General features: G+C 42.2%; 11 protein-coding genes. 7 read left to right on the forward strand and 4 right to left on the reverse strand.

The window, feature by feature from the left end; translation table 11 throughout:
* The first annotated feature begins 116 nt into the window (after positions 1-116).
* From NF347_RS02685 to NF347_RS02715, 7 genes are all read left to right on the forward strand, one after another.
* Positions 117-1370: a radical SAM protein gene (locus tag NF347_RS02685; protein ID WP_306254337.1), complete on the forward strand. Its 1254-nt coding sequence runs from the start codon at positions 117-119 to the stop codon at positions 1368-1370.
* 173 nt (positions 1371-1543) lie between these two features.
* Positions 1544-2698, forward strand: coding sequence for a transposase (locus NF347_RS02690; RefSeq protein ID WP_107681985.1), 1155 nt, complete (start codon positions 1544-1546; stop codon positions 2696-2698).
* A gap of 412 nt (positions 2699-3110) precedes the next feature.
* Positions 3111-4265, forward strand: coding sequence for a transposase (locus tag NF347_RS02695; protein WP_306254317.1), 1155 nt, complete (start codon positions 3111-3113; stop codon positions 4263-4265).
* 142 nt (positions 4266-4407) lie between these two features.
* Complete coding sequence (locus tag NF347_RS02700; protein WP_107037077.1) at positions 4408-5829, forward strand: radical SAM protein; 1422 nt, start codon at positions 4408-4410, stop codon at positions 5827-5829.
* Between the two features lie 276 nt (positions 5830-6105).
* Positions 6106-6867, forward strand: a complete 762-nt coding sequence (locus NF347_RS02705) for a radical SAM protein (RefSeq protein WP_107037076.1) — start codon at positions 6106-6108, stop codon at positions 6865-6867.
* A gap of 490 nt (positions 6868-7357) precedes the next feature.
* The gene (locus NF347_RS02710) at positions 7358-9283 is read left to right on the forward strand and encodes an AAA family ATPase (protein ID WP_107037063.1); all 1926 of its coding nucleotides are present in this window, start codon (positions 7358-7360) and stop codon (positions 9281-9283) included.
* 81 nt (positions 9284-9364) lie between these two features.
* Positions 9365-9769: a hypothetical protein gene (locus NF347_RS02715; protein WP_133165569.1), complete on the forward strand. Its 405-nt coding sequence runs from the start codon at positions 9365-9367 to the stop codon at positions 9767-9769.
* A gap of 57 nt (positions 9770-9826) precedes the next feature.
* Here the strand turns inward: NF347_RS02715 and NF347_RS02720 are convergent, their stop codons facing one another.
* The 4 genes from NF347_RS02720 to NF347_RS02735 form a co-directional block, all read right to left on the reverse strand.
* Positions 9827-10015 carry a YodC family protein gene (locus NF347_RS02720; RefSeq protein WP_107037062.1) on the reverse strand — a complete coding sequence of 63 codons (189 nt, stop codon included), beginning with the start codon at positions 10013-10015 and terminating at the stop codon, positions 9827-9829.
* A 3-nt stretch (positions 10016-10018) separates the two neighbouring features.
* A complete protein-coding gene (locus NF347_RS02725) occupies positions 10019-10312 on the reverse strand; it encodes an HU family DNA-binding protein (protein ID WP_262497760.1) in 294 nt (97 codons plus the stop codon).
* Positions 10313-10464: 152 nt separating this feature from the next.
* Positions 10465-11739, reverse strand: a complete 1275-nt coding sequence (locus NF347_RS02730; protein WP_161553879.1) for a PcfJ domain-containing protein — start codon at positions 11737-11739, stop codon at positions 10465-10467.
* 13 nt (positions 11740-11752) lie between these two features.
* A complete protein-coding gene (locus NF347_RS02735; protein WP_107681797.1) occupies positions 11753-12256 on the reverse strand; it encodes a PcfK-like family protein in 504 nt (167 codons plus the stop codon).
* Between the last annotated feature and the right edge of the window lie 298 nt (positions 12257-12554).

The following is a 12554-nucleotide window of genomic DNA, read 5'->3' on the forward strand; positions in this document are numbered from 1 at the left end:
CAGAGTATGCAATGGAGTAACCGACCGTCCAGCAACCGGGTAGGAGTTATCTAATACTATTATGGTAAGGTGGTATTTCTTATACATCAGTAATTCAAATGTTGATTATTAGACCGATGCATAAATTCTTTCTTGATGAAATATCGACTTGGCATCAAGAAACGGAGGATCAGGGGGTTCGTCAGTGTCGATATGTTGTAGTATCGGAGATTGACAATGGTCTTCTCCTTTGGAATACTCTCACGCTTGGATTAGTTTGGATTAATAATCTGTCTGTGAAAGATTGGACAGATAATCATTTGGATAGTAATCTCATTTCACTATTGAGATCTCAATGGTTTTATGTGCCGGTATTCTTCAATGAGCCTTTATTCTTGAAACATTTGTTATGCCAATATAAGAAGGTGCAAGCAAAGCGTACAAAATACACAATCCTTACGACTTTATATTGTAACGCAAATTGTGCGTACTGCTATGAAAGACATGGTGATTTTATTCGGAAATCCATGACAGATTCTATTGCACATAAGGTGGCGAAATTTGTAAACGACACACGCAAAGGCAATAAAATAAAACTTGAGTGGATTGGAGGTGAACCATTATTAAACCCTAACGCTATTGATCTGATATGCGGTGATTTAAGGAATTATGGAATAAATTTTGAGTCAAGTCTTGTATCTAATGGGTTGCTTTTGAATGAAGATCTGATTAATCAAGCCCTTAATCGGTGGAATCTAAAATCAATACAAATAACTATCGATGGAACTGAAAAGGTATATAATGACACCAAAAACTACTCCGGAGACATAGCAAATCCATTTAATAATATCTTGAATAATATCGCTGAAATTTTCAAAGCAAATATATATTTGAGCATAAGGCTAAATCTTTCATACACGAATGTCCATGATCTTGAAAGGCTGATTTGGTTATTGATTAAAAGTTTTCCTGATAAGTCTCAGTATTTAATTTATGTAAGCTTACTGGAGCAGGAAATGCACTGTGATAATCAGGAGAAGTTACGACAAAATTTAAGTAATTGGATATATTTAAACAAAATCTTAAGTGACGAGGGGTTTATTCAATGGCCACTTGATAGCAATTGGCCTATTAATAAATGTATTGCAGACAATGAAAATTGTCATGTTATTTCGCCAGTAGGGAATTTGTATCGATGCGAAGAAATTTCCGCCACTGATGTTGTAGGACATATCGACACTGGAATTACAAACTCTAAGAAGGTTGCAAAATGGAAAATTACAAATAAAACATGTGAATGTGATGACTGCCTCATCAATCCTGTTTGTTTGAATCTCCTTAATTGTCCGGCAGATCTGGAATGTAATTCCCTTACTAAATCTATTCAATGATTCGGTAAAAATTACCGAAGTAGTTGAAACTTAAGTTAATATATCGAATTGTCAAATACAAATGAATCGCCAAAGCGTTCATTATAAAAACATTAAACAATATGAACGTATTGGCGATTCTCAAAGACTTCACCTTTCGGTGTAAGTCGGTATTTGAAAATACTACAACCAAAATGAGCAAAAGGTTCCTCAACTGGCTGATTTTAACAATACGCACTGTAGCGTTGATTCCGGGCAAAGTCAATTTTACCCGGCTGTCGCGCTATGGCGGTCGTACTGCCAAGACCTTTGCCTCCAATTTCAAGACACCCGTAGACTGGATGAAAGTCAACATAGGTATGGCGCAGGATTGTTTTGGACCGTCCGATGACATGGCAGTGGCAATCGATCCGTCGTTCATTTCAAAGTCAGGCAGCCTTACATATGGCATAGGCCGATTCTGGTCAGGGGTGGCACAACGTGTAAAACGCGGTCTGGAGATAATGGCGATCGGGGCAATAAGTCTGAGTAAACATACATGTGTGATGCTCGGTGCTGTCCAGTCCCCGGACTTCAGGACTCTTGAATCTGAGAAACAAATGTCAATGCTTGACTGGTATGTGGCACTTGTCAGGTCAAAGGCGGCAGAGCTGCTCTCACTGACGGATATTCTGGTTGCCGATGCCTTTTTCTCCAAATATGAGTTTGTAAATGAAGTGATTGGCATGGGATTCCGGTTTGTCGGGAGATTACGTGCCAATTCATATCTCAGGTATCTGGCCATACCGGATTCCTCCGCCCCGCGAAGACGCGGCAGAAAGAAAAAGTATGGAGAGAAAGTGGATTTCTCCAACCTTGATATGTCCGTGTTCACTTCATTCATATATGAGGATTCCAAAGGAAACAAAACCCGATGTCACACGGCGGTCGTACATTCGAGGGCATTGAAACGCGACATCCGTATCGTGGTCTGTCCGGTTGAAAACGCAGACCCTCTTCTTTACTTCTCTACCGACACCAATATGAGACCTGAAAAGATCATCGGTTTCTACCGCACCCGCTTTCAGATTGAGTTCGGCATACGCGATGCCAAACAGTTTACAGGACTCCAGTCGCAACAGACACGCGACAAAGACCGGCTTGACTTCGCATTCAATCTTTCCTTCACTGCGCTCAATGTCTGCAAGGAGGTCATAAGGAAAGATTATCCGGATCTTTCGGTAGCGCAGTTCAAACGGCTTATGTTTGAATCTTATCTCGCCTCAACAATTATTTCGACTTGCGGAAAATCTCCGCATCTCAAAATAATTCAGAAAATAAATCATCGGTTGGCTCAGTTAGCGGCTTAGCCAAGACTGAACAACCTCAAATTTTACCGAATCATTGCTATTGATATCTGTAAAAGAATTTTTGCAATGAAAGCAGAATATTGCAAATTCAAAAACAATCAAGTCGTTTAATTTATGGAAAATATTAAAATACAAAAGGTAGGGCCCAATCACTTCCTGTTTAAAGACGGACTTCCAGTATTCAAGCTCAATGAGTCGGGCGTGTTTGTTTTATCCAGATGGCTTTCTAAAAACAATGATTCGGTAAAAATTACCGAAGTAGTTGAAACTTAAGTTAATATAACGAATTATCAAATACAAATGAATCGCCAAAGCGTTCATTATAAAAACATTAGACAATATGAACGTATTGGCGATTCTCAAAGACTTCACCTTTCGGTGTAAGTCGGTATTTGAAAATACTACAACCAAGATGAGCAAAAGGTTCCTCAACTGGCTGATTTTAACAATACGCACTGTAGCGTTGATTCCGGGCAAAGTCAATTTTACCCGGCTGTCGCGCTATGGCGGTCGTACTGCCAAGACCTTTGCCTCCAATTTCAAGACACCCGTAGACTGGATGAAAGTCAACATAGGTATGGCGCAGGATTGTTTTGGACCGTCCGATGACATGGCAGTGGCAATCGATCCGTCGTTCATTTCAAAGTCAGGCAGCCTTACATATGGCATAGGCCGATTCTGGTCAGGGGTGGCACAACGTGTAAAACGCGGTCTGGAGATAATGGCGATCGGGGCAATAAGTCTGAGTAAACATACATGTGTGATGCTCGGTGCTGTCCAGTCCCCGGACTTCAGGACTCTTGAATCTGAGAAACAAATGTCAATGCTTGACTGGTATGTGGCACTTGTCAGGTCAAAGGCGGCAGAGCTGCTCTCACTGACGGATATTCTGGTTGCCGATGCCTTTTTCTCCAAATATGAGTTTGTAAATAAAGTGATTGGCATGGGATTCCGGTTTGTCGGGAGATTACGTGCCAATTCATATCTGAGGTATCTGGCCATACCGGATTCCTCCGCCCCGCGAAGACGCGGCAGAAAGAAAAAGTATGGAGAGAAAGTGGATTTCTCAACTCTTGATATGTCCGTGTTCACTTCATTCATATATGAGGATTCCAAAGGAATCAAAACCCGATGTCACACGGCGGTCGTACATTCGAGGGCATTGAAACGCGACATCCGTATCGTGGTCTGTCCGGTTGAAAACGGAGAGCCTCTTCTTTACTTCTCTACCGACACCAATATGAGACCTGAAAAGATCATCGGTTTCTACCGCACCCGCTTTCAGATTGAGTTCGGCATACGCGATGCCAAACAGTTTACAGGACTCCAGTCGCAACAGACACGCGACAAAGACCGGCTTGACTTCGCATTCAATCTTTCCTTCACTGCGCTCAATGTCTGCAAGGAGGTCATAAGGAAAGATTATCCGGATCTTTCGGTAGCGCAGTTCAAACGGCTTATGTTTGAATCTTATCTCGCCTCAACAATTATTTCGACTTGCGGAAAATCTCCGCATCTCAAAATAATTCAGAAAATAAATCATCGGTTGGCTCAGTTAGCGGCTTAGCCAAGACTGAACAACCTCAAATTTTACCGAATCATTGTAAAAAGACACCTGAAGAAATTGCCAGAGAGATGCAAATTGAGTATAGCATTGACTTTGAGACAGCTCTCAGCGATGCAAGTGATCTTATCGAACAAATTCAGTTATGATAGTTATATCCTCTGAACCCAGAATTGTCAATCTGCTGTCTGGCCAAACAGACATCAAGGATTACAAATTCAGCCCATACATTTATAAAGTGGAAGCTGATGACGGCTCTATAATTGTATGCAATACATTTACCAGATTTGTCTGTGCGCTTAATCAGGATATAGCCAAGCATATAGAGCCTGACGGCTATCCTTCTAAATTCTGGCTTGATTCTTTAAGCCAGAAGCATCTGGAAGAATTTGTAAAAAATCGCATACTTATAGATGCGTCTGCTGATGAACTGAAAACATATCTTGAGACATACACATTGTTTGACAGCATCTTAAACAATAATACCTCCTTAGACAGATATAATATCCTCACATCTACAGGATGCAATGCAAGATGTTACTATTGTTTTGAGGATGGGTATTATCCCCGGGTAGAACATATGAGTATGGAAACTGCGGATAAGGTGGCGGATTATATACTGCGCTCCCATGATCCCTCAAAGAAAATTTACCTGCGTTGGTTTGGGGGCGAGCCTCTGGTTAATATCAGAGCCATTGATAGGATCTCGGCAATACTAAACAAAAACAATGTTGATTATTTTTCAACGATGTCAACAAACGGTTTACTTTGCAATAGCGGGGTTGTAGAAAAAGCTAAGACGTTATGGAGGATGTCAAAAGTCAGGATTACTCTTGACGGTTGGGGGGAAGAGCATGACACCCGAAAGCGTTTCGTATCAACGAAAGATGGTTTTTCCATAATCATGAGAAATATTGACTATATTGTTAAGTCAGGAATGATCATGATTGTAAGGTTAAGCGTAGATAGAAATAATCATGATTCGTTGATGAAGTTGACAGAATACTTCATAGATAAATACAGCGGTTGTGACAATTTCAAAATGTATGCGCATTGTCTTCATGATGATGTTACCGAAACGTCTTTTAAGGAACATCCTGAAGTTTTCTCGGCTGTCAATGATAGCTGCGACAGACTTACCAAAAGAATCATGGAAGCGAAGATGTATGATTATGAACGGTTGCAACCTGATGGTTTTAGAATGTATCTCTGCGCTGCACAAGAACCCACTAAAATTAGCATAACTCCATCAGGTAAAATTTGTAAATGCGAATGTCTGTCAAATGATGAAGTTTCATGGGGCACTGTCGATGGAGAGATGCTCGATGAAAAGATTTTCAATTACTGGCATAAGGGTTTTAATGAATGCAGAGAAAAATGCAAAGGATGCTTTATGTTACCCTTGTGTACTCCATTTTCAATCTGTCCTTTGAGACATCTTCATTGTAAATCCCGCTTTGAAAAAATGCTAAAGTTCAATTTAATTGAACGTTATAGAAGAAAACTTTGCAACGAAGAGCCCATGCTCTTTATAGATTGTATCCCAATGAATATTGACTTTGATTAACTGCGTTAATTTCTAACCCAGCGCAATCTCTTTTGACGCAGTAAGAGAGTGTGCTATAATATTTTCGATATGAAAAAGTACGAAAAGCCCCAAGCAAAGGCTGTGAAGGTGACCGCCAACAAGGTTGTCCGCACAGAACTGTCATATCACTGCTCATTTTCCCAGTGATAAGATTGGACATGCTTAACTTCTTAAATTTAAGTATGTCTGAAGACAGGATGTACGTCAGATTATTAAATTCTGACGTACATATTTTGATTACCCAAATAAATTGTTATGGCATACTCTATTAGACCCTCCTATTTCTCACATATTTATCCTCACGTTGAAAAACGTGCAGAAAAAGTACATGCAATAGTTTATGATAAGTGCAATTATTCATGTGGCTTTTGCAATATTAAGGAACGTGATTCTTCTGAATTCTATAGCTATGATACAGAAGAGTTTGTTTATGTAGTGTCGCAGCTATTAATGCAAGGGAATGCTTTTAAGTTTACCGGAGGTGAACCAACGTTAAACCCGAAGCTAATTGATGATATGGAAGTGATACGCGATTTAGGAGGGTTCATCTACCTAGACACAAACGGTTCGCGTCCGGATATTGTAGGAAAGATAATAGACAGAAAGCTTGTTGATGTACTCGCAGTTTCGCTCAAAGGACTTGATTTTGTAACGGCTCAACATACTAGCCAGTGTATAAACAAATCTTTATGTTGGGATAATGTATTCAAATCAATAAAACTAGGATTAAACGCTGGTATTCCAACTATCGTTACTCATGTTTATGATGCATCGGTTACCGAGTCTGCAATTTTATCATTTTTCAAATTGTTTTCCCGAGTGGACAATCTCTTCTTAAAATGTAATAATCTTTTTTATGAAAAACATTCCGATTCCACTCTTCATCGGATAGAAGATAATGAGCTAATTCATAGGGTTCAGCGGGTATTAGATACTATGCCTTTGTTAAGGGGCCATGTTATAATTTGCAATAGCGAGGAATGCATAACCGATTATACGTATATCAGAACATTGTAGCTTACGGCCCTTAATTAAACCTTCCACTTCAAAGTTTTTCGGAAAAATCCTTCGTGAAGTTTTATTACAGAAAGTTGATTTATATTTTCGCAGATTTCCCGCAGATTTTCTGATTAATGCTTTGGAAAAACAAAATTTATTGTTAACTTTGCGCCATGATGGGTAACAACCCTTTGTGGCGCGACTCATTTCATACAGTTTAATTACTTCATTTTTAGCTATGAAGCATCTACATCTCAACAACAGCAAGTTCGGCGGTGCTGCCCCTCCCGGCGGCGCGGAGATGAGGTGCGCATAGTTTTCCACCAACATTTTTCAACCGCAGAAATGCCCTGATAGCCCTTGGTGCGTCTTGACGTATCCATATTACGGCAATCGGAGCAGGGAGTACATTGACATGTTGGTACGGCTCCGGAGGCAGGCCTCCGGATGAGATTGACAAAATGAAGTATTAACCCGGAGGGCTCCAAGAGTCTTCCATCAAAACTGTATGAATATGAAAAGAAAATCACCCATATCCGTAGATGTAATCCAATTCTACACCTACAACTGCGATGAGACTGATGACTTGGTTTTCATCGGACAATTCCCCTACGATGATCGTCATGATTTCCTTGTTGACAAAAACTTTGCCGGTATTGCCGTCAAGGTTGAAGTGTGGAATAACCGCTTCGACAAGGGTGCTCGCCGAAACATTTCGCTGACGCTCGTAGACATGACTATGCGATGCGAGGTGGCCACTCAAAGAGTAAGGATAAATCTTGCTGCCGATGGCTTCAAGGACTACTTCATCCACTTTCCTGCTGAAACATCGGACATAGTCGGTAACCATACTTACAAACTTGTGGTACGCGATGAAAACGCAGGACTGCCCCTTACTGAAAGCATAATCCATCTGCTTGACAAATCAACAATGGGCGACCCAACTATGTGGTATCAGATTTGCGATGGAGGGATTCGCCCTTCATGGAGCGACAATGTGTTCAAGTCACTTAACACCGTAGACGCACACGAATACCTTGTTCTGTTCACCGTTGCCCCCGAAATTTGTTGCCGACTTTCGACAGTGATGCCCGAACTTGAGGTAAGACTTTACTATCCTGATGGAAAATATGTAAAGGCTTTCTTCAAGGAGCCATTCTGTCGCAATCTGGAAAGCTACAAAGACAATCGATGGATCATAGAATGTCCATTCGAGACAGCCGATGACATCAACGGAGTGTTTTATGCCGAACTCCTCTGCATGGAATATCCTATTGCAGGTTTCGTCTTTGACACTCTCAGCGACGAGGATATACGTGGAGTTTGGTTTGGACATGAAATCGAGGCTATGGATGAATATTCTCCGCAGGCGTCAAAGGCACTTTTTGATAAACACCTTGAACGAGATGGCGAGTCGGACACCACACCTGGAGTTGATTCTCTTGAAGAAGCCATTGATAAATTTATTGCTTCCGAACTCGAAGACATGAAGAAGGGAAAAATGTCTACGACAGAAGAAGCCGTTGCGGATGACAAATCGACGGAAGATGTGACTGAATATAAATGTAATACGATTTTGTCGCTTGACCATCTCACTGGACTTCACTCTGTAAAGGATAAGCTGGGTGTATATGAACGAGTGGTGCGCTTCAACAAGATGCGAGAAGATAAAGGGCTGCCTGTAGCTACCACACCCTTACACTCGATGTTTCTAGGTTCACCGGGTACTGGAAAAACTACTGTAGCGAAACTGATTGGAGAAATGCTGCATCAGGCAGGTGTGCTCTCCAGAGGCCACGTAGTGGTACGTGAACGAGCCTCACTCCTTGGACAAAACTACCACTCCGAGTCAGAGAAAACTTTGGAAGCCATAGAGAAAGCGCAAGGCGGCATACTGTTTATTGACGAAGCTTATCAGCTCTATCAACCTAATGACCCGCGTGATCCGGGAAAATTTGTCATTGATACCTTGCTGACTGCACTTTCTGATGACACCAACCGAGACTGGATGCTTATTCTTGCAGGGTATCCCGACGAGATAAAAAGGATGTTTGATATGAACCCTGGTTTCAAGTCGCGTATTCCGGATACTAACATCTACACTTTTGATGATTTCACAGAAGCAGAGCTGATGGAGATAGCGGAGAATTATCTTTCCCAAAACCATTATACTCTGACTTCCGGTGCGCAGAAAGCTCTAATCACTCGTCTTAAAGCCGACTATGCACAACGGGAGAAAAACTTCGGAAATGCTCGTCACGTAATGAATATGATTCAGACCGAAATACTCCCCTCAATGGCTGTCAGGGTCATTAGCGAGGGATTGACGGATGACATATCTCTCACCGAAATACGAGAAGTGGACATACCTGCAACTGCCCCCTTAGTAAAACCGATAACAATATCACGTCCGCGAGTTGGCTTTACAATTTAACTGCCAATTAGCTGACATTATTTAGCAACCAAAGCCCGAAACCATACAGTCAATGGTTTCGGGCGTAAACTTTTAATCAATATGGGAAAACATATCAGCGGCAGCCTGTATTTACCCTGCTGTCATATAATGAGTTCCGACGAGGATCAGCCGATTGTAATGGACATATACGTAGGATTCAATATATCCGGTCAATTCATGGTTTGTGTGGATTTGCATGATTATGATGAACCTGAATACAATTGTTCCACAGCAGCAGTAGTCAATCTTGAAGACTCACATAAAATGGCACGTCACCATCGCGTAAAGCACTCCCACCTTCCGATATTCATTGCGGAATGTATGGAAGAATGGGGTGAAGTTATTAACCCTAACTTCAATCAAGTCAGAGATTGTTTCAAAGAAATCACAGAGTGCTTACTTGACGAAGGATGTCGTTTCAAAATTGTAAGGACTTATGGAAGAGGTAGCCATATGTGTTGCTGAAATAAGTTGGCAAATAGAGGCTTATCCAGATGAACACATTTCGCTCAATCATTCAGATTATACAAATTCAAGAGCCACAATTGGAAAAACATGGACGTGGAAATTGCTATTTTCATCAAACCAACTGCATTCTGCTTTTGATTTATCAGAAGACCCATCTTCCGAATACGGGTATTTTGTAATTGTCATATCGGGCCCTCCTGATTTAAGATAGACTTGAACCCCGACTGCAAATTTCTTATCCATTGATTATTTTGCTACTTCTTCAAGGAATACTTTGGCGGGTTTGAATGCCGGGATGTTATGGGCGGGAATTACTATAGTGGTATTCTTGCTGATGTTGCGGGCTGTTTTCTCGGCTCTACGCTTGACGATAAAGCTGCCAAAGCCACGGAGATACACGTTTTCGCCGTGTGCGAGACTGTCCTTCACAACGGTCATGAATTGTTCGATAACGGTTACAACCGCAGCCTTGTCAATGCCGGTTGTCTTTGCGATTTCACTCGCTATTTCTGCTTTAATCATTCCTGTATTGCTTTGAATTTGATGAGTTTCTAAATGCAAAATTACGAAAATAGCTGAATTTCGGAACGATTACCTGCACAACGCCGCCTTTGGGCGGCCGAAATTTTTAGCAAAAATGAGGGTGACGGAGGTCTTATGCTCCGCCACCTTCATCGCTGATATGGCACTGGCTATGCTCTTTTGCGCTCTGCTATCATCTTCTTGTTGGCGTTGATGATACCGGCTATCTGCTCGGTGTACTCGCATATTCCGTTGGCAAATGCCCGGCATTGGATTATGTGGTAGTCGTCAAGCGAGATTTCGATGGTGGCTATCTGCTTGTTGCCGATGTAGGCGGTGAGGGTCAGCGTATTCTCTTTGAGAAAATATTTGGCTGTACCGCAACAAATAGATTGACTTTCTCCGATTTTATAGTAATCGTCGATGGTGTCGATTGAGTGAATTTCAATCTCCCCGTCAGTCATCGCCATTCCGAAATAGCGGGATTTGAGTTCCTCAAACTTGGCTTTGTCCTCAATGGCTTGCTGACGTTCTTTCTCTCTCTGCTCCTTGATGCGCTGGCGGTTGACCTTTGCCACATATATGTCGTGGGCAGTTTTGAGGTCTTGGGGTGCTATCAGAGAGGGAGAATTGATGTCTCTGCCCATCTGCTCCAACATCTTGATGTAGTCGAACCACAATCCAACATCCTTGAACTTGTATCCGTTGCGCTTGGCTATCTTGATTGTGTTCCAATAGTAATCAACATCATCCGAGTTAAACGGACTGCCACATAGATAATGGAGCAATTCCATCTCGTTGGCTTTCATCAGAGTCTCGGCTTTGGGGTTGGTCAGCAATTCTTGGAAGAGTGTCACGGGGTGGATATGGTGGCAACTGCCTTTGAATCCGTTGCGCTTGATGGTGTCAGTTACCTTGATGCGAGGGTAAACCCATTCATCGGATATGTGTCGGAAAGCATCGTTATCACGCCTTATCTCCAATGGAGAGCCAAAGGCGAAACTGTCTATGTAGTATCCCAACGTTCTCTGCAATCCCACTACGGTGGTATTACCCGTGCAGTCAATCCAGTAACTGCCGATTTCAAGAAAGGCTGGCTTTGCCTTCATACCCTTGCGCATTTCAACCATCATCAGGAACATTCTGACTACCTGATAACCCTCCATAGTGGTGATTACGTTGAAATAGGACTTGTCTCGGATAACTCTTTCTTTGGTGTCCTTGATTTCGATTTGTGCGCCACACTCGGGACATAGGCACATTCCGTTTCTTGTTTCCAACCACTCGTGACCGCATTTCATGCAGGTACACATTCCGGATTTCAGTCTGTATCCGTAGTGATTGATAGTAGAGTTGAGAGCCCAATTCGTTTGTGGAGTGGAGAGCGGGCGAAGTCGCCCGTTCAGTTCCACTATATGCTTCTCTCTTAAAGTCTTTGGTTTCATTGTCTTGGGGTGTTTAGAGTTCATCAAAAAGGTTGGGGATTGAGTCAATCTCTGCTCCGGCTTTGTGAGAGGTGGGGGTCGGCTTGGGTTGAGCCTTCGGCTGAGATTGTCTGCGGAGTTCCCGGAGTTGCTCATCCTTGTACTGCTCCATAGCCTGCTCTTTGAGTTCGGCTTTATCCTCATCGGTAAGTTCCGGCTTGGATACCACGATGTTGCAGTTGATGGGTGTTCCGCCATCCTCGATATTCGCCTCATCAAAGTAGTCTACGAGGATATTTTCAACGGTTTTCTCATCTACGACGCATAGACCGCTCTTTTGGATAGTCCTGCAAAGGTGATTTACTGCACCTTCCATACTCTTGGATGGGTTCGCCATCTTGATAGCGAATGTGGGTTCTACGATGCAACGCTCTTGGAGCATCTGCTGCATAACTGCGATTGCAGCGTTGTTGGATTTGGCTCCGGCTTGTCTATTATAAGCGGAGTCTCCTATTCCTTTGGAATTCATAGTAGCCATATCAGTATTGTATTAAAGTGTAAGTAACCAAAAGATTATCACCACTGCGGAGATAAGGGATATAACCCAGCCTATACCTCGGCATATCGGTTTGAGTATCACCATAAGCACCAACCCGACCACTGCTCCGATGATGATTGCCACCACCTTTGCAGTCCGTCTTAATGCGGTATGAGCTGGCGAAGGTGTGAAGCTCGATTTTTTAATATGTCGGTTATTCAGTGTCATAAGGCGATATTTTTTTTAACCTCAATGCGTCTATTTCGCAGTATGAAGTATGTTCGCTCGATAACACCAC

The organism is Paramuribaculum intestinale, assembly GCF_030759015.1.
GTDB classification, from domain to species: Bacteria; Bacteroidota; Bacteroidia; order Bacteroidales; family Muribaculaceae; genus Paramuribaculum; species Paramuribaculum intestinale.

Coding starts and splice junctions, on each gene's coding strand:
- NF347_RS02700 (WP_107037077.1), top strand. CDS start 4,408: ATGATAGTTATATCCTCTGAACCCAGAATTGTCAATCTGCTGTCTGGC.
- NF347_RS02715 (WP_133165569.1), top strand. CDS start 9,365: ATGGGAAAACATATCAGCGGCAGCCTGTATTTACCCTGCTGTCATATA.
- NF347_RS02710 (WP_107037063.1), top strand. CDS start 7,358: ATGAATATGAAAAGAAAATCACCCATATCCGTAGATGTAATCCAATTC.
- NF347_RS02685 (WP_306254337.1), top strand. CDS start 117: ATGCATAAATTCTTTCTTGATGAAATATCGACTTGGCATCAAGAAACG.
- NF347_RS02695 (WP_306254317.1), top strand. CDS start 3,111: ATGAGCAAAAGGTTCCTCAACTGGCTGATTTTAACAATACGCACTGTA.
- NF347_RS02735 (WP_107681797.1), bottom strand. CDS start 12,256: ATGGCTACTATGAATTCCAAAGGAATAGGAGACTCCGCTTATAATAGA.
- NF347_RS02690 (WP_107681985.1), top strand. CDS start 1,544: ATGAGCAAAAGGTTCCTCAACTGGCTGATTTTAACAATACGCACTGTA.
- NF347_RS02705 (WP_107037076.1), top strand. CDS start 6,106: ATGGCATACTCTATTAGACCCTCCTATTTCTCACATATTTATCCTCAC.
- NF347_RS02720 (WP_107037062.1), bottom strand. CDS start 10,015: ATGGATAAGAAATTTGCAGTCGGGGTTCAAGTCTATCTTAAATCAGGA.
- NF347_RS02730 (WP_161553879.1), bottom strand. CDS start 11,739: ATGAAACCAAAGACTTTAAGAGAGAAGCATATAGTGGAACTGAACGGG.